Origin of the sequence: Ferruginivarius sediminum, from assembly GCF_003344765.1 — a bacterium.
Lineage (GTDB): Bacteria > Pseudomonadota > Alphaproteobacteria > Kiloniellales > Rhodovibrionaceae > Ferruginivarius > Ferruginivarius sediminum.
Map to the genome: position 1 here is coordinate 132,681 of NZ_QPMH01000003.1, position 23,151 is coordinate 155,831.

Annotated in this window: 20 protein-coding genes; 14 read left to right on the top strand and 6 right to left on the bottom strand. The window is 67.4% G+C overall.

Annotation, left to right across the window (positions count from 1 at the left end; translation table 11 throughout):
- Nucleotides 1-106 precede the first annotated feature (106 nt).
- The 7 genes from DRB17_RS04415 to DRB17_RS04445 all read left to right on the top strand — a co-directional run bounded on the left by DRB17_RS04415 (nucleotide 107) and on the right by DRB17_RS04445 (nucleotide 6,609).
- The gene (locus DRB17_RS04415; RefSeq protein WP_114580975.1) at nucleotides 107-2,092 is read left to right on the top strand and encodes a TonB-dependent receptor plug domain-containing protein; all 1,986 of its coding nucleotides are present in this window, start codon (nucleotides 107-109) and stop codon (nucleotides 2,090-2,092) included.
- Nucleotides 2,093-2,103: 11 nt separating this feature from the next.
- Complete coding sequence (locus DRB17_RS04420) at nucleotides 2,104-2,970, top strand: ABC transporter substrate-binding protein (RefSeq protein ID WP_114580976.1); 867 nt, start codon at nucleotides 2,104-2,106, stop codon at nucleotides 2,968-2,970.
- Nucleotide 2,971: 1 nt separating this feature from the next.
- Nucleotides 2,972-3,958 (top strand): FecCD family ABC transporter permease, encoded by a 987-nt coding sequence (locus DRB17_RS04425; protein WP_114580977.1) that lies wholly within the window; start codon nucleotides 2,972-2,974, stop codon nucleotides 3,956-3,958.
- Nucleotides 3,955-4,770 (top strand): ABC transporter ATP-binding protein, encoded by an 816-nt coding sequence (locus DRB17_RS04430; RefSeq protein WP_114580978.1) that lies wholly within the window; start codon nucleotides 3,955-3,957, stop codon nucleotides 4,768-4,770. Before DRB17_RS04425 ends, DRB17_RS04430 begins: the two co-directional genes overlap by 4 nt.
- Nucleotides 4,767-5,825: an energy transducer TonB gene (locus DRB17_RS04435; protein WP_114580979.1), complete on the top strand. Its 1,059-nt coding sequence runs from the start codon at nucleotides 4,767-4,769 to the stop codon at nucleotides 5,823-5,825. Before DRB17_RS04430 ends, DRB17_RS04435 begins: the two co-directional genes overlap by 4 nt.
- Before the next feature lie 80 nt (nucleotides 5,826-5,905).
- Entirely contained in the window at nucleotides 5,906-6,205 is a 300-nt protein-coding gene (locus tag DRB17_RS04440; protein WP_114580980.1) for a DUF1244 domain-containing protein, read from the top strand.
- A 158-nt stretch (nucleotides 6,206-6,363) separates the two neighbouring features.
- Entirely contained in the window at nucleotides 6,364-6,609 is a 246-nt protein-coding gene (locus DRB17_RS04445) for a DUF2312 domain-containing protein (protein WP_114580981.1), read from the top strand.
- A 78-nt stretch (nucleotides 6,610-6,687) separates the two neighbouring features.
- On the opposite strand, the gene DRB17_RS20805 is transcribed toward DRB17_RS04445, so the two are convergent.
- From DRB17_RS20805 to DRB17_RS04460, 4 genes are all read right to left on the bottom strand, one after another.
- Nucleotides 6,688-6,819: a hypothetical protein gene (locus DRB17_RS20805; RefSeq protein ID WP_277738562.1), complete on the bottom strand. Its 132-nt coding sequence runs from the start codon at nucleotides 6,817-6,819 to the stop codon at nucleotides 6,688-6,690.
- 93 nt (nucleotides 6,820-6,912) lie between these two features.
- On the bottom strand, nucleotides 6,913-7,830 hold the full coding sequence (gene rarD / locus DRB17_RS04450) for an EamA family transporter RarD (protein ID WP_114580982.1): 918 nt from the start codon (nucleotides 7,828-7,830) through the stop codon (nucleotides 6,913-6,915).
- Between the two features lie 136 nt (nucleotides 7,831-7,966).
- Nucleotides 7,967-9,184, bottom strand: a complete 1,218-nt coding sequence (locus DRB17_RS04455) for an MFS transporter (RefSeq protein ID WP_114580983.1) — start codon at nucleotides 9,182-9,184, stop codon at nucleotides 7,967-7,969.
- 119 nt (nucleotides 9,185-9,303) lie between these two features.
- Nucleotides 9,304-10,077: a dienelactone hydrolase family protein gene (locus DRB17_RS04460; protein WP_114580984.1), complete on the bottom strand. Its 774-nt coding sequence runs from the start codon at nucleotides 10,075-10,077 to the stop codon at nucleotides 9,304-9,306.
- Nucleotides 10,078-10,200: 123 nt separating this feature from the next.
- On the opposite strand from DRB17_RS04460, the gene DRB17_RS04465 reads away from it, so the two are divergent.
- A complete protein-coding gene (locus DRB17_RS04465) occupies nucleotides 10,201-11,199 on the top strand; it encodes an esterase-like activity of phytase family protein (protein WP_114580985.1) in 999 nt (332 codons plus the stop codon).
- 88 nt (nucleotides 11,200-11,287) lie between these two features.
- On the opposite strand, the gene rpmB is transcribed toward DRB17_RS04465, so the two are convergent.
- Nucleotides 11,288-11,587, bottom strand: coding sequence for a 50S ribosomal protein L28 (gene rpmB / locus DRB17_RS04470; protein ID WP_114580986.1), 300 nt, complete (start codon nucleotides 11,585-11,587; stop codon nucleotides 11,288-11,290).
- Between the two features lie 440 nt (nucleotides 11,588-12,027).
- On the opposite strand from rpmB, the gene DRB17_RS04475 reads away from it, so the two are divergent.
- The gene (locus tag DRB17_RS04475) at nucleotides 12,028-12,909 is read left to right on the top strand and encodes a glycine betaine ABC transporter substrate-binding protein (protein ID WP_114580987.1); all 882 of its coding nucleotides are present in this window, start codon (nucleotides 12,028-12,030) and stop codon (nucleotides 12,907-12,909) included.
- A 184-nt stretch (nucleotides 12,910-13,093) separates the two neighbouring features.
- Here DRB17_RS04475 and DRB17_RS04480 read toward each other — a convergent pair whose 3' ends face one another.
- Entirely contained in the window at nucleotides 13,094-13,795 is a 702-nt protein-coding gene (locus tag DRB17_RS04480) for a helix-turn-helix domain-containing protein (RefSeq protein WP_241503741.1), read from the bottom strand.
- 264 nt (nucleotides 13,796-14,059) lie between these two features.
- Here DRB17_RS04480 and DRB17_RS04485 point away from each other — a divergent pair, with 264 nt between their 5' ends.
- From DRB17_RS04485 to narJ, 5 genes are all read left to right on the top strand, one after another.
- Nucleotides 14,060-15,445, top strand: coding sequence for an MFS transporter (locus DRB17_RS04485; protein WP_114580988.1), 1,386 nt, complete (start codon nucleotides 14,060-14,062; stop codon nucleotides 15,443-15,445).
- Between the two features lie 24 nt (nucleotides 15,446-15,469).
- Entirely contained in the window at nucleotides 15,470-16,864 is a 1,395-nt protein-coding gene (locus tag DRB17_RS04490) for a NarK family nitrate/nitrite MFS transporter (protein WP_147274799.1), read from the top strand.
- A gap of 65 nt (nucleotides 16,865-16,929) precedes the next feature.
- Nucleotides 16,930-20,694: a nitrate reductase subunit alpha gene (locus DRB17_RS04495; RefSeq protein WP_114580989.1), complete on the top strand. Its 3,765-nt coding sequence runs from the start codon at nucleotides 16,930-16,932 to the stop codon at nucleotides 20,692-20,694.
- A 181-nt stretch (nucleotides 20,695-20,875) separates the two neighbouring features.
- A complete protein-coding gene (gene narH / locus DRB17_RS04500; protein ID WP_114580990.1) occupies nucleotides 20,876-22,405 on the top strand; it encodes a nitrate reductase subunit beta in 1,530 nt (509 codons plus the stop codon).
- Nucleotides 22,405-23,136 (top strand): nitrate reductase molybdenum cofactor assembly chaperone, encoded by a 732-nt coding sequence (gene narJ / locus DRB17_RS04505; protein ID WP_114580991.1) that lies wholly within the window; start codon nucleotides 22,405-22,407, stop codon nucleotides 23,134-23,136. Before narH ends, narJ begins: the two co-directional genes overlap by 1 nt.
- The last annotated feature ends 15 nt before the right edge of the window (nucleotides 23,137-23,151 follow it).

The window sequence follows — 23,151 nt, forward strand, 5'->3', positions numbered from 1 at the left end:
CGGCTCGGTCGAGTGCGGCACTCTTGCCGCGTGTGCGAACGCCGCCTCCGTCACGCCCCGGTTCCGAACCGGGCCACGACTGGGCACACAAGGGGCGGAGGGCTCTATGACCGTGACGACATCAGGGGACGGCTTCGACCGTCGAGGCCAGACAGCACGCATTCTTCGCGCGACCGTGGCCGCCGGGGGACTGGCCGCGGCGGCGGCGCTTCCGGCGGCGGCGCAGACATCGGTGGACGAGGTGGTGGTGACCGCCACCCGCGTTCCCACCCGGATCGAGGCGATCGGCAGCTCGGTCAGCGTGATCGACCGCCAGCAGATCGAGGAACGCCAGTACAAGACAGTGACCGAGGCGCTCGGCAGCGTCCCCGGCCTGCGCATGGTGCAGCAGGGGCCGCGCGGGGCGAACACCTCCATCTTCATGCGCGGCTCGAACTCCAACCAGACGCTGGTGCTATTGAACGGCCAGCGGATCAGCAACCCAAGCACGCCGACCGGCGCCTTCAATTTCGCGGACCTCACCACCGACAACGTGGAGCGGATCGAGGTGGTGCGCGGCCCGCAAAGCTCGCTTTTCGGCAGCGATGCCATCGGCGGCGTCATCAACATCATCACCCGCAAGCCGGGTGCGGAGGGCGTGCGCGGCAGCGTCCGCGCCGAGGCCGGCAGCCTGGAGACCTTCGACGGCAGCGCTCATCTGAACGGCCGCCAGGGCCGGGTCGGCTTCGACGTGAGCCTGAGCGGCGTTACCACCGAGGGCGATACCGTGACGCCGGATCGCTACCGGCCGGCCGGCGTGTCGGAAGAGGACGACGGCTATCGCTCCATCGTCGGCTCGGCGCAGGTAGACGTCGACGTCACCGACCAGGTGACCTTCTCGATGTTCGGCCAGGCGACCGACTCCCGCATTGAGCTGGACACAGCACCGGAGGACCCGAACTCCGAAGAGGACGTGCGCGAGGTCTATACAAGCGCGGAGATCGCCGGCGAGTTCTTCCAGGGCCGCTACCGTCCATCGCTGACTTTCAGCTATTCGGACTTCACGCGCGATAATTCGAACAAGCTGGACGCGGTCGATCCGAGCCTCACTGTCCAGGACACGAGGAACGAGGGCGACCGTGTCGGCGTCACCTTCGAGAACGAGATCGACGTCCACCCGGATCACACGCTGATCGTCGGCGGCGAGTTCTTCGACGAGAGCTTCGACTCCTCCGGCTCCACCAATTTCGGCGGCTTCGTCGTCAATCAGCAGTCGGACGGCAGCGCCGCCGTCGGCGCCGTCTTCGTCCAGGACGTCTTCCAGTTGACCGAGCGGCTCTCGGGCACCGTCGGCATCCGCCACGACGAGACCGAGGACTTCGGCGGCGAGACCACTTGGCACGTGGCGCCCACCTACCGGGTGGAGGCCACACGAACGCGCCTGAAGGGCAGCGTCGGCACCGGCTTCAAGACGCCCTCGCTGCTTGAGCGCTTCGGCTTCAACCCGACCAACTTCGGCACCGCCTTTCGCGGCAACCCCGACCTCGATGCGGAAAAAAGCTTCGGCTGGGAGGCCGGCTTCGAGCAGCCGCTGTTCGAGAACCGCGTGCGGTTCGGCGCGACCTACTTCCAGCTCGACATCGACGACGGCGTGACCACGGTGTTCGACGCCGCCTTCAACTCCACCACGGTCAACAACGTCGACATCGAGACGCGCGGCGTGGAGAGCTTCATCGCCGTCTCGCCCATCGACACGGTCGACCTGCGGGCGGACTACACCTACCTGCTGGCCGAGGACGCGGACACCGGGCAGACGCTGGTGCGCCGGCCCAAGCACAAGATCAGCTTCGACGCCGCCTGGCGGATCACGCCAAGGGCCACGCTGACCGGCGGCGTGGTGATCCTGTCGGACATCAAGGACATCGGCCTCAACGGCGGGCGCGTCGACCTGCCCGACTATGGCGTGGTGCGCGTGGCCGGCAGCTACGGCATCACCGATTCCATTGACCTGACGGCGCGGGTGGAGAACGCCCTCGACCGCGATTACGAGGTGGCCGACGGCTTCAAGGCACCGGGCCTGGAAGCCTTCGCGGGCACCCGCATACGGTTCTGAGGGTGTAGGCGATGCCACGCGCCCGCGCCGTCCTCGTCATCGCCGCCTTCGCTATCCTGGCATGCCTCCAGCCCGGGGCAGCGGGAGCGGCGGACGGCGAGCGGCCGGCGCGCGTGGTATCGCTGAACCTCTGCACCGACCAGCTCGTGCTCGAACTGCTGGAGCGCGAGCGCATCGCCTCGATCTCATTCCTGGGCGCCGACCCGCGCTACTCCGCCGTCGCCGGCAGGGCGCGCGGCATTCCGCGAAACCACGGCCGGGCGGAGGAGGTGCTGCGCCTCGACCCCGACCTCGTGCTGGCCGGGACATACACCAGCCGGGCGACAGTGGCGCTGTTGCGCCGCCTCGACTATCGCGTGGTGGAGATGGCACCGCCGCGCGACATCCCGGCGGTCCGGGCGCAGATTCGTAGAATCGCCGATGTGCTGGGCGTTTCGAAGCGCGGCGAAGCCTTGATCCGAGCCTTCGACCGCAAGCTGCGCGCCGCCGCCCCCGCCGGCGCGGGTGCCCGCCCGAGCGCCGTCATCTACGAGGCCAACGGCATCGCCGTGGGCGATGGCGAGCTGGCCGACGCCGCGGTGGAGGCCGCAGGCCTCAGCAATCTCGCGGCCGAGATGGGGCTGCGTGGCCCCTCGCCGCTTTCCCTCGAACATCTGGTGGTGGCACGGCCTGACGTATTGATCCTGCAGAACCACGGCGAGAACGCGCCGTCGCAGGCGACGCACCTTCTCGACCATCCGGCGTTGCGCCACCTGCGCGAACGGACGGCCGTCGCCATCGTTCCGGAAGCCCTGTGGACCTGTGGCGGGCCGCAACTGGCCGAGGCTGTCGCCCGCCTGGCGGAAGCCCGCCGCGCGGTCCAGCGGGAGGGCGGCTGACATGCGCGGCTGGCTGCTCCCTTCGCTTGCACTGCTGGTGATCGCGGCTTTCGCGGGGTCGCTGCTCGTCGGCCCGGCGGGGCTGGCGCCGCTAGCGGTGCTGGACGGACTGTTCGGCCTGCGTTCGGAGACCGTCGTGCTCGTCGTGCAGGAGATCCGCCTGCCGCGAAGCCTGCTGGCCGCGACCATCGGCGCCACGCTGGGACTGGCGGGCGCGGCGCTCCAGGGCTATCTGCGCAATCCGTTGGCCGAGCCGGGCCTGATCGGCATCTCCGGCGCGGCGGCGCTGGGCGCGGTGCTGACCCTCTACACCGGCCTCTCGGCGGCTTTCTCGCTGGCGCTGCCGATCGGCGGCATGGCCGGCGCCGTCTGCGCCGTGCTGCTGGTGCAGGCGCTGGCCGGGCGCGACGCCGGCACGCTGAGCCTGATCCTGGCCGGCGTGGCGGTGACGTCCTTCGCGGCGGCGCTGACCTCGCTCGCGCTCAACCTCGCGCCAAGCCCGTTCGCCGCGCTGGAGATCGTGTTCTGGCTGCTGGGATCGCTGAGCGGGCGCAGCATGGAGCACGTGGCGCTCGCCGTCCCCTTCATGGCTATCGGCTGGCTGCTGCTGGCGAGTTGCGCGCGCGGGCTGGATGCGCTGACGCTGGGCGAAGACGCGGCGCGAAGCCTGGGCTTCGACTTGCGCGCGCTGCGTCGCCGCCTGATCCTGGGCACCGCGCTGTCGGTCGGGGCGGCGACGGCGGTGGCCGGCGCCATCGGCTTCGTCGGGCTGGTGATCCCGCACCTGCTGCGCCCGCTGGTCGGTTACCGGCCGGGCGCGCTGCTGCCGGTGAGCGCGCTGGGCGGGGCCGTGCTGCTGCTGCTGGCCGACATGGCCGTGCGCGTCGTCACGCCGGGGCAGGAGCTGAAGCTTGGCGTCGTGACGGCGCTGATCGGCGCGCCCTTCTTCTTCTGGCTGGTGGTGCAAAGCCGGCGGGAGGCGACATGACCGCGCTGCTCGAAGCCTCCAGCCTTGCCGTGAGCCTGGGCCGGCGGCCCGTGCTGGACGACGTGGCCTTCACCCTCGCTCCCGGCGAGACCGTCGGGCTGGTAGGGCCGAACGGGGCCGGCAAGACGACGCTTCTGCGCGCGCTGGCGGGTGTCCTGAAGCCCGTGCGCGGCGAGGTTCGCCTGGAAGGGCAGCCGGTGGGCAGCCTGCCGCACGGCCACTTCGCGGCGCGGGTCGCCTATCTGCCGCAGGGCGGCGGCAGCTACTGGGCCGTGCCGGTGCGCACGCTGGTGATGCTGGGCCGCCTGCCGCACCGGGAGCGTTGGTCGAAGCCGGAAACGGCGGACGAGCGGGCCGTCGACACGGCGCTTGCCGCGACCGGGGTGGAACATCTGGCCGAGCGGCCGGTCACGGAGCTTTCCGGCGGCGAGCGGGCGCGCGTGCTGCTGGCCCGCGCGCTGGCCGGGGAGCCGCAGCTTCTGTTGGCGGACGAGCCGGTCTCGGGCCTGGACCCCTATCATCGCCTGGAGGTGATGGAGCACCTGCGCGCACTCTCCCAAGCGGGGAAGGCGGTGGTCGTGGTCCTGCATGACCTGACACTGGCGGCGCGCTTCTGCGACCGGCTGGTGCTGCTGGCCGACGGCAAGGTCGCGGCCAGCGGCCCGCCTGAAGAGGTGCTGACGCCGCAGCGCCTCGACAGCGTCTATCGCGTGCGCGCGGTGCTGGGCCGGCAGGGTGGCGAGCCCTTCGTCGTGCCCTGGGACCGGCTGGGCGACAAAGACGACAGCTCTCTGGCGGAGGGCACGGGATGACGCCGGACGAGCGCCCGGTCCCGCGTGGGCAGCGCGCCCTTCCCGCCCGCCGCGGACGGGTGGCGGCGGCCGCTGCCGTGTCGCTGCTGCTGCATGCCGGTCTCGCGCTTGCTTTTGTGCAGTCGTGGGGTTCCGGGCGCGAGGTCGACGTCGGCGGCAAGGCCATCGCGGTGACGCTGGTCACCGGCCCGCTTGGCGGCGCCAGCGGCCGGGAAGGTACGGAAACGGCGGAGAAAAACGACGCGGAGGAGGCCGCTGCCAGCGCGGCGCCACCGAAGGCAGCGGTAAAGGAGGCGGCAAAGCCCGAAGCGAAGGAGCCCACCGGGCCGCAGCCGCCGGTGCGAAAGGTGGCGAAGAAGGACACCGCGCCGCCAAAGGTATCGGAGGCGGCCACACCGCCGCCTGCCGACCCGACGCCCGAGGCCGCGCCCAAACCCGAACTGGAGGCGCCGCGGTCCGTGACCGCCGAGGCCACGCTCCCGGCGCCGCCGCGCAAGCCCGAGATGCCCGCACGGAAGACGGCTTCCGTCCAAGAGACGCGGCCGCCCGAGCCACCCGCCGAGCCGCCGCGCGAACGGGCCAAGGTCACGAAAGAGCCTGCCTCCGGCGGGCACGAGCAGCCGGCCACGCCCCACCCCGCGACGCGACGGCAGCTGGCCAGCTTGAACGGCTCCGCGCCCGCCGTGGCGGAGGGCGAAGGCAACGACGGTGAGGACAAGGCCCAGCTTGCAGCCAAGGGAAACGGCGAAACCGGCAACGGAACGCAGGGTGCGGGCCGACAGGCGGCCGCCCCGGCGGCCGGCAATCCCGCGCCAAGCTACCCGACCCGCGCGCGGCGGCGCGGCTGGGAAGGCCGCGTGGTGCTGGAGGTGGCCGTGGCGGCGGACGGAACCGTGAAAGCCGTCGAGGTGCGGGAGAGCAGCGGCTATGCCGCGCTGGACCGGGCCGCCCTGGATGCCGTGCGCGGTTGGCGCTTCTCGCCCGCGTCCGAGGACGGAACGTCGGTCGCCGACAAGGTGAGCGTCCCCGTGCGCTTTGCCCTTCGCGATGACTGAGCGCTATCACGCCAGGGCTTGAAAGAGAGCGCCGGGGGCATCATAGCATCTGGCGGGACAACGCGAACTGGAGTGGCGCCATGGACGATAAGACGCGTACCGAGATCGAGGCGCAGGTCTTCCGTGACCTGGTTCAGCACCTGCGCGAGCGCACCGACGTGCAGAACATCGACCTGATGAACCTGGCCGGCTTCTGCCGCAACTGCCTGTCGAAGTGGTACGCCGCCGCGGCAAAGGAGCGCGGCATCGAGGTGGACTACGACGGCGCGCGGGAGATCGTCTACGGCATGCCCTATCAGGAATGGAAGGCGAAGTACCAGACCGAGGCGACTCCGGAACAAAAGCAGGCCTTCGCCGAGCAGCACGGCAGCGGGCACTGACCGCCGCGAACCACACACTGGGCGGGGCATTGCGGGATGGCGTTGCCAACGCGATCCGCCCCGGCTAGTGTCCGCCGCCGTAGCATGCCCCGGCCCCGCGCGGCCGGGGCAAGCGTCTCAGGGCACACACATCATCGGGTTTTCGGAGGTCTTGCGTCATGGCCGACGTCGGCGGCATCGCGGCGGATCAGCTCAAGCAGTACATCGAGCGAATCGAGCGTCTGGAGGAAGAGAAGCAGGCGCTGACGGCGGACGTCCGCGAAGTCTATGCCGAGGCCAAGGCCAACGGCTTCGACACCAAGATCATGCGCCAGGTCGTCAAGCTGCGGAAGATGGACCGCGACGACCGCAGCGAGCAGGAACACCTGCTCGAACTCTACAAGCGTGCGCTGGAAATGGAATAAGGGCGCGGGCGGCGTTCCCGCCCCGTCGTGCTTCGCGGGCCGATGCTCGCAAGTAAGCGGCGGTAATTCCCGTCCCGCTTACAGCGACAGGCCGAAAGAAATGATGCCGGCGACCACCAACATTCCGGTGGCAGTCAGCACGAGGTAGCGGTGCATCGCAGGCGCCGCATCCGACGCCAGTTCCACGACGATTTTCCCGCGGCTGCTCATCCGGGCTCTCCCGTGCGATTGCGACCTATTCGCATTGTTGCCGCACGTGCGAGTGCGAGTCAATCGCAAACCAGCCGCCGTGGGCAGGCTCGCCTACTCCGCCGCCGCTGCGGCCCGGGCGCGCCGCGAGTGTATGGCCCGCCGCCAGGTATCCGCGGAGAAGACGACCAATCCCGCCCAGATGCAGCCGAAAGTTATCAGGTGTGCCGTCGTGAACGGCTCGCCGAAGACAAAGACGGCCAGCAGGAAATGTCCCGACGGCGCCAGGTACTGGAAGAAACCGATGGCGATATAGGTGATCCGCCGGGCGCCGCTTGCGAACCAGATCAGCGGCAGGGCCGTTATCGCGCCGGCGGCAATCAGCAGCAAGTCCGTTCCGGCCCCCATCGTGCCGAACGCCCCGAAACCGGCGTATCCCGCGAAGATCAGATAGCCCAGCGCGACCGGGGCCATCAGCGTCGTCTCCAGGAACAGCCCGTCGATCGAGCCCAAGGCCGTCGTCTTGCGGATCAGGCCGTAGATGCCGAACGAGAACGCCAGGACAAGCGACGGCCACGGCACGCCCGTCGTCTGCACCGCCAGATTGGCGACGCCGACGGCGGCGAGGGCCACGGCCGCGCCCTGCGCCGCGTTCAGCCGCTCGCGCAGGACCAGGACGCCAAGCAGCACGTTCACCAGTGGATTGATATAGTAGCCCAGCGAGATCTCCATTACCCGCTCGACCTGCACCGCCCAGATGAACGTCAGCCAGTTCGCGCAGATGAACAGCGTGCTGCCGCCCAGCATCAGAAGCGTGCGGCGGTCGCGTAGCGCGGCGCGGATGGCGGGCCAGCGCCGCAGCACCGTCACCAGGATCGCCAGCAGCACCACCGACCAGACGACGCGGTGCGAGAGGATCTGCAAGGCCGGGACATGGGCCACCGCCTTGAAGTAGATCGGCAATACGCCCCACGACCCGAAGGCGGCGAAGGCGAAGGCGCCGCCGATGAGCTTTTGGTCCTTGTCGTTCATTCACGCTCGCTTGAAATACGCCGCTGGCGGTCCCCACCCGGCGGGCCGACGTCACGACTATGAATCTTTCGCCAGAAAGCATACTGCCCGGACGGCGACAGGGGAATCGCTAACCCAAAGTTGCACGTCCGCGCGGCTATGCCCCTTTCGCCTGACGGGCCAGCCGGCCGACCGGCGCATCCGCGATCGGCCAGTGCAGCGCCGCGGCCGCCAGACCCAGGAGGACCGCGATCAGCCAGACAATCTGGTAGGAGCCCGTGACGTCATAGCTGATGCCGCCCAGCCAGGCGCCGAAGAAAGCGCCGATCTGGTGGCTGAACATGACGAAGCCGAACAGCGTCGCCATGTAGCGCGGCCCGAAGATCTGGCCGACCAGACCGCTGGTCAGCGGCACCGTCCCCAGCCACAGCAATCCGAACACGGCCGAGAAAGCGTAGACCGTGATGGCAGTCTTCGGCAGCACCAGAAGCAGGACGATCGCCGCCGCCCGGCCCAGGTAGATGTAGGTCAGCACCCGCTTCTTGCGAAAACGCCCGCCCAGCCAGCCGGCGGAAAGCCCGCCGATGATGTTGAAGAAGCCGATGAGGCTCAGGGCCGTCGCGCCGACGAAGGCCGCCAACCCGGTGGCCGAGATGTAGGCCGGCAGATGCGTCGCGACGAACGAGACGTGGAAGCCGCAGACGAAGAACCCGGCCGTCAGCAGCAGGAAGCCGGGATGCCGCCCGGCCTCGCCCATCGCCTCCTTCAGGCTCTGCTCGCCGATGCTGCCCGCGCCCGTGTGAGCCTTCCCGGCCAGCGCGGCGGCCAGCGGCACGATCAGCGCCGAGAGCAGGCCCAGCACCAGCAGCGCGTCGACCCATCCAAGCCCGGCGATCAGGCCCTGCGCGCCCGGCAGCAGCACGAACTGCCCCATCGAGCCGCCGGCGGAAGCGAGACCCAGCCACGCGCTGCGCTTGTCTTCCGGCGCGGCACGGGCGACAGCGGAGAGGACGAGGGGAAAGCCGCTGGCACTGACCGCGATGCCGACCAGGAGGCCGGCGCCGAGATGCAGGCCAAGCGGCGTTTGCACCAGCGCCATCACGGCCAGCCCGATGGCGTAGAGCACGCCGCCCACGGCCATGATGCGGCCGCTGCCATAGCGATCCGCCAGCGCGCCGCATACCGGCTGCAGCACGCCCCACAGCAGGTTCTGCACAGCAATCGCGAGGGAGAAGGTGCCACGGCTGATATCCAGGGCCGCCGTCATCGGCTCCAGGAACAGGCCGAAGGTCTGGCGAACCCCCATATTGAGGCCCAGCACCACCATGGCGGCGAACAACACAAGCCAGGCGGCCGGACGGGCGGCTGCGGGCATGAATCCTCCGAGGTTTACCCTCGCAAAGGGTAAAACAGGTATCGCACATCCCGCAGTGCAAACGCGGAATGGGGGCTATGCGTGGTGGCGAGCCGGACGGCGCGGGGCGCGGTGGTGCCCTACCCCCGCAAATGCCGGCTGAAGAAGGTCAGCGTGCGCGACCATGCGAGCTGGGCGTCTTCCTTGTCGTAGCGCGCGCCGGTCGGGTTCGCGAAGGCGTGGTCCGCCGTGTACCAATGGGCCTCCAGCGTCTTGCCGGCCGCCTGCATCTCGCTTGCGAAGCCGCCGACCATCGCCTCGTCGATCCAGCGGTCCTGGGTGGCGAAATGGCCCAGTACGGGACCCTGCAGGCGTTTCAGGTCGGCCGCCGGGCGGGTGACGCGGCCGTAGTAGATCACCGTCGCGTCCACGGGCGCGGCGATCGAGGCGTTGAGCGACCAGCCGCCGCCGAAGCACCAGCCCACCGTGCCAACCTTGTCCGTGGTCTTGTCGTGCCGGCGCAGCCAGGCAATCCACGAGGCCAGGGCGTCCGTCGCGGCCTCGTCGTCCACGGCGCCCATCAACGCCCGCGCCTTCTCCGGCGTCTCGGCAACCTCGCCGCCATACAGGTCCACCGCAAGCGCGACATAGCCGTGCTTTGCCGCCAGTTCCGCCGCGACCGCCTTGATCTGGTCGTTCAGGCCCCACCATTCATGAATCAGCAGAACCGCTGGTGCGGGTGTTTCCCGCGGCAGCGCCAGTGCAGCGGACACGCTGCGCCCGCCGGCGGTCTCGATGGTCACCTCCTGCAACTCCGCCGCGGCGGCGCGGGCAAGGCGCGGGTCGGCCAGCACAGCCGCCAGCGGCAGGCTGGCAAGTCCGGTCAGGATCTGTCGGCGCGGTATCTCGGTCATGGCGTTTACCCTCCCTGATGCGGAGGCGCAATTATGGGGGAGCGTGCGTCACAGAGTCGTGACATCGGGCAAATTCACACGTAATTGAATGCGTAACCGCCTTGCCATGACCCGAGCGAATCGATGAACGCCATGCGCCTGCTCCGCGCCGCCGGTACCAGCCTGATCCTCGTGGTGTTCGCCTGCACCCTGGCACCGCACCAGGCGACCTCGCGCGGGCCGCTGGATCTCCGAAGCACGGCGGTCCAGCTGGATCCCGAAAGGCCGGACGTCGTGCGTGCCGGCAAACTCATCTGGCGCGGCGGGTTGGTGCTGCGGGCGGATCATGCCGATTTCGGCGGTCTGTCGGGCCTGGTCCTAAGCCAGGACGGCATGCGTATGGTCGCGATCGGCGACAAGGGAAGCTGGGTCGAGGCCGCGTTGACCTACGACTCCGCTGGCAAGCTGTCTGGCGTTGGTGACGCCATCATCGACGGCTACCGCGATCCGGCCGGAAAGACGGTGCACACCGCCAGCGACCGCGACGCCGAGGGCCTGACGCGCCTTGCCGACGGCTCTCTGCTCGTCGCGTTCGAGCAGCGCCATCGCCTGTGGCGCTACCCCGCGGGCCCGCACCCTCTTGCGCAGCCGGCCGAGCCCGTGCCTGCGCCCGACCGCTTGATGGAGGCCCCGCACAATAAGGGTGCCGAGGCGCTGGCCCGGCTTGCCGACGGGCGGCTGCTGATGCTGATCGAAGGGCTGGAGTCGGGCGAGCACCGGCTAGGGTTCCTGCGAAACCAGGATGGCTGGACCGAGGTCGCCTATCCGCGCGAGGACGGCTTCCAGCCGACAGCGGCCGCGCAGCTTCCGGACGGCGATCTCCTCGTGCTGGAGCGGCAGTTTTCCATCCTGACCGGCTTCAGAACACGTATCCGGCGGATCCCGCTCGCCCGTATCGAGCCCGGAAGCCTTCTGACGGGGCCGGTCATCGCGGCGTTCAGGCCGCCCCTGATCGCGGATAACTTCGAGGGGCTCGCCGCGCGCCGCGGCCCGGCGGGGCAAACGCTGGTCTACGTCCTGTCAGATGACAACTTCAACGGCATGCAGCGAAACCTGCTGCTGATGTTCGCGCTTTCTGACTGAACTTAATGACGGCACGCAAAAAGGCCCGCGAGCGAGGCGGGCCCTTGCGAGCTGTCCGCTACGGCCGGGGCGGCCGAAACGGAGGCAATCAGGCCGCGGCGGCCTGCCGCGCCTTGGCCTTCTCGATCCGGCGCTTCAGCTTCAGCGCCTCGCCGCTCAGCTTGCTGTCCGAAATGCCCAGCAGGTAGGCGTCGACGCCGCCCTTGTGCTCCACGGTGCGGATTGCATGTGTGCTGAGGCGCACGCTGACCAACTGATCCAGGGCGTCGCTGTACACCGAAGTGTCCTGCAGGTTCGGCAGGAAGCGACGCTTGTTCTTGTTGTTCGCGTGGCTGACGTGGTTGCCGACCAGGACGGCCTTGCCTGTAAGGGCGCAACGGCGTGCCATGACGTTTGATCCCGCGCTTCGTTTTCTTGAGTAAGTCGCAAACATCTAACGGGCCGCATGCGGCGGCCCGCGTTCGAGCCGAGGTTCTAGGACAGATCGGCGGTGCAGGTCAAGCGATCCCGCTCGCATTTTCCGCGGACCGCCCCCTTGGCCCCGAGCGGAAAGCCGGCGGCGATCCCCAACGCGCCCGACTGGAGAGGCTCCTCGACCATCGCCACGAGTCGTTCCGCTGTATGAGTGGTTGGATTGGGACGGGGTCGGGGCCGCGTTCCGACGCTTAAAGAGCGGGCGGACGACGGCGGCAAGGTTGACGCTCAGGGCAGGACCCTTAGCCTAAGCACGGATTCCGCTCTTTGGGAGTGGATCTTGTTCGAATGTGCGGGCGGTACGGCTTGGCCGCTGCCCTCGCATCAGAAGACGCAACCAAGGGAGGCTGACTCGTGAAATACCTTTCAGGCGTATGCCTGGCGCTGGCCGTCGCCGTTGCCGGCGCTGGCACCGCGCAAGCGGAAGACAACGGCGTCGTCGAGATCGGCTACTTCAACTGGTCCGACGCGCTCTTCACCTCGCACGTGGTCGACTACATCGTCCGAGAGAAGATGGGCCACGAAGTCGAGATGACCAAGGCCGACCCGGCTGCCGTCTATCAGGCGGTCAAGTCGGGTGACCTCGACTTCCACACCGACTCCTGGCTGCCGGAGACGCACTCCGACTACTACGACAAAGTCGCGCAGGACACTGTCAGCATCGGCCCGATCTACAGCCGCGCCCGGCTCGGCTGGATCGTTCCGGACTACGTTCCGGAGGACCAGCTCGATTCGATCGAGGACCTGATGTCCGAGGAGGTCATGGAAAAGCTCGACGGCAAGATCATCGGCATCGGCCCGGGCGCCGGCCTCACGCGGCTGTCGAAAAAGGCCATGGACGAGTACGGCCTCGAGGACATGGGCTACAACCTGGTGATCTCGTCGGGCAGCGGCATGACCGCAGCACTCAAGCGCGCCATCCAGAACGAGGAGTGGATCGTGGTCACCGGCTGGAGCCCGCACTGGAAGTTCGGCCGCTGGGACCTGCGCTACATCGCCGACCCGAAGGGTGTGCTCGGCAGCATCGAACGCGCCGACATCCTCGCGCGCGAAGGCTTCTACCGCGAGTTCCCGGACGTCTACGAGATGCTCGACCGCATAACCATCCCGCTGAACGACGTGCAAGCGGGTATGGACGTCGGCGAGCGCGAGGACTACGAGACGGCTGCCCGGCAGTACGTCGAGAACCACCCGGACCTCGTGAACTACTGGATTACCGGCGAGCTGCCGAAGTAGTATTCGCCGCAGGTCCGACCGAAATGGCCCGGCCGCTTCGGCGGCCGGGCCTTTTCAATGACTGGACGGGACCGCGCGGAAAGGGGCGCTGCTTGTCATTCCAGGATGGCGCTCGGCATTGCCTTGAGCCTCGTCTTGCCGGGCGCCACTCCAAGCCTGGCGTGGATGGAGCCAAAGCTGCCGCTCAACTGTCCGGGTCGTCGATCAGCGGATTGGGCTGGGCGAACGCACGCAGGCGCTCGGCGTCGCGGAACTCGACCTCGTTGCCGCGCACCACCACGCCCTCCTCGCGCAGCACAGACAGGCTGCGCGAGAAGTTCTCCCGCGTCATGCCGAGCAGCGAGGCGGTCACGCCCTTTTCCATCGGCAGGGCGACGCGGTCCGCGCCACCATTGCGCGCGCGCAGGCGCAGCAGGAAGTTGGCGATGCGCACGTTGGCATGGCGCAGCTTCTGATCCTTCAGCGACTTGGTCATGCGCCGGAAGCTCATCGCCAGCTCGTCGATCATGGAATGCGCGAATCCGGGATCGGAGCGAATCGTCTCCTGGATCGTCGCGGCGGGGATCAGAAGAATGCGAGACGGCTCCAGCGTGCGCGCCGACAGCAGGTAGGGCAGGTCCTTCACCACCGCCGCCAGGATGATGGCCGAGATAGGGTGGAAGATCGCCACGGTGGTGCGCCGGCCGCCATGCTCGCTATACATCTCCACCGCGCCTTCGATGACGATGTGCAGCATGTCCGCCGGATCGCCCTCCTCGATGAGGACGATGTCCTTGGGAAAGCGCTGCAGATAACTGGCCGTGACCAGCCGCTCGAAGTTCTCCGACTGCATCGCGGCAAACGGGGCCAGCTCCCGCACCGCCTCGATATCCCTGTCCCTCAGCATGATTTCCCGCCTTGCGCCATATTCCGGACTGGTCTGCCAACATGAGGCATTGCGTGACAAATATCAATCATTGATGTGAAGGAAAATCGATCCCGAGAAGATATTATTTGGCCGCTCCATGACGGCAATCAAAATTACTCTAACGTCCGTAGAATCGGACATATGGATTGATCCAAGTCAACGGCTTAGGACGACAACAGAGCGCATAGGGCCCCTGTCGATTTGAAAGCGACCACCCGGTCACGGCAGACAGGATCAGGAGTCATGAAAGAGCTGGCAGGGGTCACCCGGAACGAACAGTATCGCGCCCTTGGCCTCAGCACGCTTGCCTTCACGACGTGCTTCGCGGTCTGGACCATCTTCTCGATTATCGGCGTGAAAATTAAGCAGGACCTGGGCCTGTCCGAGACCCAGTTCGGTATCCTGGTGGCGACGCCGGTGCTCACCGGCTCGATCAGCCGCATCTTCCTGGGCGTCTGGACCGAGCAGTACGGCGGCCGTCTCGTGTTCACGCTGCAGATGCTGGCCACGGCGGTGGCCTGCTGGCTGCTTTCGATGGTGGAGAGCTATTACGTCTTCCTGCTGGCCGCACTCGGCGTCGGGCTGGCCGGCGGCTCGTTCATCGTCGGCATCGCCTACACCTCGCAGTGGTTCGAGAAAGAGCGCCAGGGCACGGCGCTGGGCATCTTCGGCGCGGGCAACGTCGGCGCGGCGGTGACCAACTTCGTCGCACCCTTCCTGGTCGTCGCCTTCGGCTGGGAGCAGACAGCACAAATCTACGCCGTCGTCCTGGCGATCGTCGCGGTGGGCTTCTACCTCGTCAGCAAGGAGGACCCGACGACCGCTGCCCGGCGCGAGCGCGGGGAGAAGCCGGCCTCGGCGCTGATGCAGCTCGAGCCGCTGAAGAACCTGCAGGTCTGGCGCTTCGCCACCTACTACTTCTTCGTCTTCGGCGCCTTCGTCGCCCTGGCCTCGTGGCTGCCGCGCTACTACGTCGGCGCCTATGGCCTGTCGCTGGAGACGGCGGGCATGCTGGCAGCGGCGTATTCCCTGCCCGCTTCGGTGTTCCGGGCGCTGGGCGGCTGGATGTCCGACAAGTGGGGCGCACGCTCGGTGATGTACCTCACCTTCATCGTCTCGCTCGTTTGCCTGTTCATCCTCAGCTACCCCGAAACCCGCTATGTGGTCAGCGGCATCGAGGGTCCGATCCAGTTCTCCTTCGGCGTCGGCATCTGGCTGTTCGCGGTGCTGACGGTGCTGCTGGGCTTCGTGATGTCGCTGGGCAAGGCCGCCGTCTACAAGCACATCCCCGTCTACTACCCGCAGCACGTCGGCTCCGTCGGTGGCCTCGTGGGCATGATCGGCGGCCTGGGCGGCTTCGTCCTGCCCATCGTCTTCGGCGTGATGAACGACCTCACCGGCGTGTGGACGAGCTGCTTCATGCTGCTGTTCGCCATCGTGCTGGTCAGCCTGGTGTGGATGCATATCGCCATCCGCCTGATGGAGCGCCGGAAGTACCCCGAGCTGGCCGAGGAGAAGGGCCTCTCCGACGTGCCTTGGGAGCCCTACCAGCCCACCCCGGCCAAGGCCACGCCCGACGCGAACCGCCGGCGCGGATCGCGCGGCGGCTCGCAGCAACCCGCCCGCTAAACGCTTGCGAGAAGGGGAGAACGGATGTCTCACGCAAGCTTGTTCAACGGCACCATGGGCCAGGTTCTCACCGACTGGCGCCCCGACGACGAGGTCTTCTGGAAGGACCGAGGCTATGCCATCGCCCAGCGCAACCTGTGGATTTCGATCCCGGCGCTGCTGCTGGCCTTCGCGGTCTGGCTGGTCTGGTCGGTGGTGGTGGCGAAGCTGCCGGCGATCGGCTTCGCCTATTCCACGAACCAGCTTTTCTGGCTGGCCGCCCTGCCCGGCCTGTCCGGGGCGACGCTGCGCATCTTCTATTCCTTTATGGTGCCGATCTTCGGCGGACGCAGGTGGACCGCGATCTCGACCGCCTCGCTGCTGATCCCGGCGCTGGGCATCGGCTTCGCGGTGCAATACCCGGATATGCCCTACGCCGTGTTCCTTCTGCTGGCGCTGCTGTGCGGCTTCGGCGGCGGCAACTTCGCCTCGTCGATGGCCAATATCTCCTTCTTTTTCCCGAAAAAATCGAAGGGGAACGCACTGGCGCTGAACGCCGGGCTAGGCAATGCCGGCGTCTCGGTGATGCAATTCGTGGTGCCGCTGGTCATCACCGCGGGCGTCTTCGGCGGCCTGGGCGGAGACCCGCAGACGCTGTCGGAGGGCGGGCGCATCTGGCTGCAGAACGCCGGATTCATCTGGGTGCCGTTCATCCTGCTGAGCACGCTGGCCGCCTGGTTCGGTATGAACGACATCGCCAGCGCAAAGGCATCCTTCCGCGAGCAGTCGGTGATCTTCAAGCGCAAGCACAACTGGATCATGTGCGTGCTCTACACCGGCACCTTCGGCTCCTTCATCGGCTATTCGGCGGGCTTCCCGCTTTTGGCCACCAACCAGTTCCCCGACGCCAACGCCCTGCAATACGTCTTCCTGGGCCCGCTGGTGGGCGCGCTGTCCCGCGCGGCGACCGGCTGGATCTCCGACAGGTTCGGCGGCGGACGGGTCACGCTGTGGGTCTTCGTCGCGATGATCGCCTGCGTGGCCGGCGTGCTGTTCTTCCTGGGCATCAAGGAGCAGCCGGGCGCCTTCTGGGGCTTCTTCGCGATGTTCATGTTGCTGTTCCTCGCCACCGGCGTGGGCAACGCATCCACCTTCCAGATGATCCCGGTGATCTTCCGCAAGGAGATCCCGCGCCTGATGCCCGAACTGGGCGAGGCGCAGCAGATCCGGCAGGGCGAGAAGGAATCGGCCGCCACCATCGGCTTCACCTCGGCCATCGCCGCCTACGGCGCCTTCTTCATCCCGAAGGCCTACGGCAGCTCCATCGAGCTCACCGGCGGGGCGGAAGCCGCGCTCTACGGCTTCATCGGCTTCTACGTGGTCTGCGTGGTGCTGACCTGGTGGTTCTACACCCGCAGGAACGCGGAGATCCGATGCTGACCGAGGCGCCAAAACAAAAGAACCCGACCCGAACCCACAACGGTCGCGACTGGAGAGATTGAAAGATGAGCCACTTCCTCGACCGCCTGACCTTCTTCCGCAAGAACGTCGGCGAGTTCTCGAACGGCCATGGCATCGTCACCAACGAGAACCGTGGCTGGGAGGAGGGCTACCGCGCCCGCTGGCAGCACGACAAGGTCGTGCGCTCCACCCACGGCGTGAATTGCACCGGCTCGTGCAGCTGGAAGATCCACGTCAAGGGCGGCATCGTCACCTGGGAGACGCAGCAGACCGACTATCCGCGCACGCGTCCCGACATGCCGAACCACGAGCCGCGCGGCTGCTCGCGCGGGGCCAGCTACTCCTGGTACCTCTACTCCGGCAACCGCCTGAAGTACCCGATGATCCGCAAGCGCCTGCTGCGGCTGTGGCGGGAAGCGCGCGAGACCAAGAGCCCGGTCGAGGCCTGGAAGTCGATCGCGCAGGATCCGGAGAAGTCGCGGGACTACAAGTCGCGCCGGGGCCTGGGCGGCTTCGTGCGGGCAAGCTGGGACGAGGCGACCGAGATCGTCGCCGCCGCGAATGCCCACACCATTAAGCAGTACGGCCCCGATCGCATCGCCGGCTTCTCCCCGATCCCGGCGATGTCGATGGTGTCCTACGCGGCGGGCACGCGCTACCTGTCGCTCCTGGGCGGCACCTGCATGTCGTTCTACGACTGGTACTGCGACCTGCCGCCCTCCTCGCCGCAGACCTGGGGCGAGCAGACGGACGTGCCGGAGAGCGCGGACTGGTACAACTCCAGCTTCCTGATCCTCTGGGGCTCCAACGTCCCGCAGACGCGCACGCCAGACGCCCACTTCTACACCGAGGTCCGCTACAAGGGCGCGAAGAGCGTCGTCGTCACCCCGGACTATTCCGAGGCTTCGAAGTTCGCCGACCTGTGGCTGTCGCCGAAGCAGGGCACCGACGCCGCGCTGGCGATGGCGATGGGCCACGTCATCATGCGCGAGTTCCACCTGGACCGGCATTCCGACTACTTCCAGGACTACTGCCGGAAGTACACCGACATGCCGATGCTGGTGCAGTTGAAGGAGAAGGACGGCGTCTACGTCTCGGACCGCCTGCTGCGCGCCAGCGACTTCGAGGACGGCCTGGGGCAGGAGAACAATGCGGAGTGGAAGACCGTCGCCTATGACCGCAAGAGCGGCGCGATGGTGGTGCCGCGCGGCTCCATCGGCTTCCGCTGGGGCGATCCGGGCAAGTGGAACCTGGAGGACAAGGACGCCGAGGGCCGCGACATCGAGCTGCGCCTGACCTCGCTCTACGACAAGGACGATGTGGCGCAGGTTGCCTTCCCCTACTTCGGGAACCGCAAGCACGACTATTTCACCGGTACCGACCACCCCGACACGCTGGTGCGCAACGTGCCGGTGACGCGGGTGGAACTGGCCGACGGCACCGAGGTGCTGGCCGCCACCGTCTTCGACCTGTTCGCCGGCAACTACGGCGTCGACCGGGGGCTGGGCGGCGAGAACGTGGCCGAGAGCTACGACGACGACGTGCCCTACACCCCGGCCTGGCAGGAGCGCATCACCGGCGTGCCGCGCGACCATGCCATCACCGTCGCTCGCGCTTTCGCCGAGAACGCCGACAAGACCCAGGGCAAGTCGATGGTGATCGTCGGCGCCGGCCTGAACCACTGGTACCACATGGACATGATCTACCGCGGCATCATCAACATGCTGGTGATGTGCGGTTGCGTGGGTCAGTCCGGCGGCGGCTGGTCGCACTATGTCGGCCAGGAGAAGCTGCGCCCGCAGACCGGCTGGACGAACCTGGCCTTCGCCCTCGACTGGGCGCGGCCGCCACGGCACATGAACTCGACCAGCTACTGGTACGCCCACACCGACCAGTGGCGCTACGAGAAGCTGCCGGTCTCGGAAATCCTCTCGCCCACCGCGCCGGAGGGCGACTGGACCGACTACAGCCTGATCGACTTCAACGTCCGCGCCGAGCGGATGGGCTGGCTGCCGTCCGCCCCGCAACTCGACCGCAACCCGCTGCATATTGCGGGCGAGGCGGAGAAGGCAGGCAAGGAGGTTCCCGACTATCTGGCCGAAAAGCTGAAGGCCGGCGACATCAACTTCGCCTGCGAGGACCCGGACAATCCGGTCAACTGGCCGCGCAACCTGTTCGTCTGGCGCTCTAACCTGCTGGGCTCGTCCGGCAAGGGTCACGAGTACTTCCTGAAGCACCTGCTGGGTACGCAGCACGGCGTCCAGGGCAAGGACCTGGGCGAGACGGGCGAACAGAAGCCGAAGGAGGTCGCCTGGCACGACGAGGCGCCGGAGGGCAAGCTGGATCTGCTGGTGACCCTCGACTTCCGCATGTCGACGACGTGCCTCTACTCCGACGTCGTGCTGCCGACGGCCACCTGGTACGAGAAGAACGACCTCAACACCTCGGACATGCATCCCTTTATCCACCCGCTGTCGGCGGCGGTGGACCCGGTATGGGAATCGCGCACCGACTGGGACATCTACAAGTCCATCGCGCGCAAGTTCTCCGAGATCGCGCCCGAGGTCCTGGGCGTGGAGAAGGACACCGTGCTGGTTCCCATCCTGCACGACAGCCCGGGCGAGCTTGCCCAGGCCATGGACGTGAAGGAATGGAAGAAAGGCGAGGTCGACCCCATCCCCGGCAAGACCATGCCCGCCATAAAGGTGATCGAGCGCGACTACCCCAACGTCTACAAGCGCTTTACCGCGCTGGGTCCGCTGATGGAGCAGGCCGGCAACGGCGGCAAGGGCATCGCCTGGGACACGAAGGAGGAAGTGGACTACCTGCGCCGGCTGAACGGCACCGTCGTCGAGGAAGGGCCGACCAAGGGCCTGGCCCGGATCGAGACGGACATCGGCGCCTGCGAGGTCGTCATGTCGCTGGCACCCGAGACCAACGGCGAGGTGGCCGTGAAGTCCTGGGAGTCGCTGGGCAAGCAGACCGGCCGCGACCATACGCACCTGGCAGTGCCGCGCGAGGACGACAAGATCCGCTATCGCGATATCCAGGCCCAGCCGCGCAAGATCATCTCCTCGCCGATCTGGTCCGGCCTGGAGAGCGAGAAGGTCAGCTACAGCGCCAGCTACACCAACGTCCACGAGTTGATCCCCTGGCGCACGCTGTCGGGACGCCAGCAGCTCTACCAGGATCACGCCTGGATGCGGGCGTTCGGCGAGCAGCTCTGCGTCTACCGGCCGCCGATCGATACCAAGTCGATCAAGGCGCACCTGGACAACGAGGTGGAGTCCAACGGCAATCCGCAGATCGCGCTGAACTTCATCACGCCGCACCAGAAGTGGGGCATCCACAGCACCTATACCGACAACCTGCTGATGCTCACCCTTTCGCGCGGCGGCCCGATCGTCTGGATCAGCGAGCGCGACGCCCAGAAGGCGGGCATCGAGGACAACGACTGGATCGAGGCCTACAACGCCAACGGCGCGCTTACGGCCCGCGCCGTCGTCTCCCAGCGCGTGAAGGAGGGCATGGCGCTCATGTATCACGCGCAGGAGAAGATCGTGAACGTGCCGGGCAGCGAGATCACCGGCACGCGTGGCGGCATCCACAACTCTGTCACCCGCACCGTTGTGAAGCCGACGCACATGATCGGCGGCTACGCCCAGCAGAGCTATGGCTTCAACTACTACGGCACCGTCGGCTCCAACCGCGACGAATTCATCGTCGTGCGCAAGATGAAGGTCGTCGACTGGCTGGATGACCCGGAAAGCCCGACGCTGGTCCAGGACGGCCAGCAGGCGGCGGAGTAGGAGGGGATGAAGATGCTTCCAGAGGAAAGACCCCTCACCCTGGCCCTCTCCCCGTACACGGGGAGAGGGGACGAAGACTGCTCGATTATCGTCCCCTCCCCCACGCAAGTGGGGGAGGGACAGGGTGGGGGCACGTCCCCCAAACCCCGCCAAAGCAGCGACGCGCTGAGGAGTTAGACCAATGAGAATCCGCGCACAGATCGGCAAGGTCCTGAACCTCGACAAGTGCATCGGCTGTCACACCTGTTCCGTCACCTGCAAGAACGTGTGGACCAGCCGCGAGGGCATGGAATACGCCTGGTTCAACAACGTCGAGACCAAGCCCGGCATCGGCTATCCCAAGGACTGGGAGAACCAGGACCGCTGGAACGGCGGCTGGCAGCGCAAACGCAACGGCAGGATCGAGCCGCGCATGGGCAGCAAGTGGCGCGTGCTGGCGAAGATATTCGCCAATCCGGACCTGCCGGAGATCGACGACTACTACGAGCCCTTCACCTTCGATTACGAGCACCTGCACACCGCGCCCGAGATGAAGGCGCCGCCAACGGCGCGGCCGCGCTCGCTGGTCTCGGGCGAGCGGATGTCGAAGATCGAATGGGGCCCGAACTGGGAGGAGATCCTGGGCGGCGAGTTCTCGAAGCGCTCGAAGGACTACAACTTCGCCGACGTCGAGAAGGAGATCTACGGCGAGTTCGAGAACACCTTCATGATGTACCTGCCCAGGCTGTGCGAGCACTGCCTGAACCCGACCTGCGTGGCCGCCTGTCCCTCGGGCGCGATCTACAAGCGCGAGGAGGACGGCATTGTCCTGATCGACCAGGACAAGTGCCGTGGCTGGCGGATGTGCGTCTCGGGCTGCCCTTACAAGAAGATCTATTACAACTGGGCCACCGGCAAATCGGAGAAGTGCACCTTCTGCTTCCCGCGCATCGAGGCGGGCTTGCCGACGGTCTGCTCGGAGACCTGCGTCGGGCGCATCCGCTACCTGGGCGTCATTCTCTACGACGCCGACAAGATCGAGGAGGCGGCCAGCGTCGCCGACGAGGGCAACCTCTACGAGGCGCAGCTCAAGGTCTTCCTCGATCCCTTCGACCCGGACGTGCAGGAACAGGCCCGCAAGGACGGCATCCCCGAGGCGTGGCTGGAAGCCGCCAAGCACTCCCCGGTGTGGAAAATGGCGATGGAATGGAAGATCGCCTTCCCGCTGCACCCGGAGTACCGCACGCTGCCGATGGTCTGGTACTGCCCGCCGCTGTCGCCGATCCAGAGCGCGGCGGAAAGCGGCAAGATCGCGCTTGAGCAGGGCATGCCCGACGTCTCGCAGCTTCGAATCCCGGTGAAATACCTGGCGAACCTGCTGACCGCCGGCCGCGAGAAGCCGGTCGTGCAGGCGCTGGAGCGGATGATGGCGATGCGCCAGTACATGCGCGCCAAGACCGTCGACGGCTTCATCGACGAGGCGGTGGCCGAGCGCGTCGGCCTGACCGGAAACGAGATCGAGGAGATGTACCGGATCATGGCCATCGCGAACTACGAGGACCGCTTCGTCATCCCCACGACCCACCGCGAGAATGCCGAGGACGCCTATACCCTGCGCGGCTCCTGCGGCTTCTCGTTCGGCAACGGCTGCTCCGGCGGCGACAGCGAGGCGAACCTGTTCGGCCTGGCCCGCCGCGCGACCTCGGCCCGCAATCCGATGGAGATGGAGTGATGCAGACCTACAAGGCCCTGGCCGCGCTGCTCTCCTACCCCGGCGAGAACCTGATCGGAGCAGCGCGCGGCGGCGAGATCGAAGCCGTGTTGACGGCCGAGGGACTGCTGGACGGCAAGTGCATCGCGGCGCTGAAGCCCCTGCTGCAAGAGCTTGCCGAATGGGACCAGATGGACCTGGAGGAGCGTTACGTCGACCTCTTTGACCGCAGCCGCTCCCGCTCGCTGCACCTGTTCGAGCACGTGCACGGCGAATCCCGCGACCGCGGTCAGGCGATGGTCGACCTGCGCACGATGTACGCCCAGGCCGGCCTGGAGATCGCCGACAACGAACTGCCGGACTTCCTGCCGCTCTACCTGGAATACCTCTCCACGCTTGGCGCGGAGCAGGCGCGCCAGCGCCTGGGCCAGCCGATCCACGTCGTCGCCGCCGTGGGCGAGCGGCTGAAGCGCCGTGGGTCCAGCTATGCCGCCGTGTTCCAGGCGCTGGAATACCTGTCGGAGGCCAAGGCCGACCGGGGCGAGCTGGACGTGCTGCTGGCGGAAGGGGACGACGATCCCAACGACAAGGCCCGCCTGGACAAGACCTGGGCGGAAGAGCCGGTCACCTTCGGCCCGCAGGCGCCGGGCACCGGCGGCAACGACTGCGGCCGCATCAAGCAGATCGCCGAGCGGATCGCCGCCGCCAAGGGCCGGGGCAAGGACGCCGGCCAATCCAGCGCGCGCGGCTGAACGAGAGGACGAGAG

Coding starts and splice junctions, on each gene's coding strand:
- DRB17_RS04495 (WP_114580989.1), top strand. CDS start 16,930: ATGAGCCACTTCCTCGACCGCCTGACCTTCTTCCGCAAGAACGTCGGC.
- DRB17_RS04490 (WP_147274799.1), top strand. CDS start 15,470: ATGTCTCACGCAAGCTTGTTCAACGGCACCATGGGCCAGGTTCTCACC.
- rpmB (WP_114580986.1), bottom strand. CDS start 11,587: ATGGCACGCCGTTGCGCCCTTACAGGCAAGGCCGTCCTGGTCGGCAAC.
- DRB17_RS04440 (WP_114580980.1), top strand. CDS start 5,906: ATGGACGATAAGACGCGTACCGAGATCGAGGCGCAGGTCTTCCGTGAC.
- DRB17_RS04415 (WP_114580975.1), top strand. CDS start 107: ATGACCGTGACGACATCAGGGGACGGCTTCGACCGTCGAGGCCAGACA.
- DRB17_RS04420 (WP_114580976.1), top strand. CDS start 2,104: ATGCCACGCGCCCGCGCCGTCCTCGTCATCGCCGCCTTCGCTATCCTG.
- narJ (WP_114580991.1), top strand. CDS start 22,405: ATGCAGACCTACAAGGCCCTGGCCGCGCTGCTCTCCTACCCCGGCGAG.
- DRB17_RS04425 (WP_114580977.1), top strand. CDS start 2,972: ATGCGCGGCTGGCTGCTCCCTTCGCTTGCACTGCTGGTGATCGCGGCT.
- DRB17_RS04445 (WP_114580981.1), top strand. CDS start 6,364: ATGGCCGACGTCGGCGGCATCGCGGCGGATCAGCTCAAGCAGTACATC.
- DRB17_RS04485 (WP_114580988.1), top strand. CDS start 14,060: ATGAAAGAGCTGGCAGGGGTCACCCGGAACGAACAGTATCGCGCCCTT.
- rarD (WP_114580982.1), bottom strand. CDS start 7,830: ATGAACGACAAGGACCAAAAGCTCATCGGCGGCGCCTTCGCCTTCGCC.
- DRB17_RS04430 (WP_114580978.1), top strand. CDS start 3,955: ATGACCGCGCTGCTCGAAGCCTCCAGCCTTGCCGTGAGCCTGGGCCGG.
- DRB17_RS04460 (WP_114580984.1), bottom strand. CDS start 10,077: ATGACCGAGATACCGCGCCGACAGATCCTGACCGGACTTGCCAGCCTG.
- narH (WP_114580990.1), top strand. CDS start 20,876: ATGAGAATCCGCGCACAGATCGGCAAGGTCCTGAACCTCGACAAGTGC.
- DRB17_RS04465 (WP_114580985.1), top strand. CDS start 10,201: ATGAACGCCATGCGCCTGCTCCGCGCCGCCGGTACCAGCCTGATCCTC.
- DRB17_RS04455 (WP_114580983.1), bottom strand. CDS start 9,184: ATGCCCGCAGCCGCCCGTCCGGCCGCCTGGCTTGTGTTGTTCGCCGCC.
- DRB17_RS04480 (WP_241503741.1), bottom strand. CDS start 13,795: ATGCTGAGGGACAGGGATATCGAGGCGGTGCGGGAGCTGGCCCCGTTT.
- DRB17_RS04435 (WP_114580979.1), top strand. CDS start 4,767: ATGACGCCGGACGAGCGCCCGGTCCCGCGTGGGCAGCGCGCCCTTCCC.
- DRB17_RS20805 (WP_277738562.1), bottom strand. CDS start 6,819: ATGAGCAGCCGCGGGAAAATCGTCGTGGAACTGGCGTCGGATGCGGCG.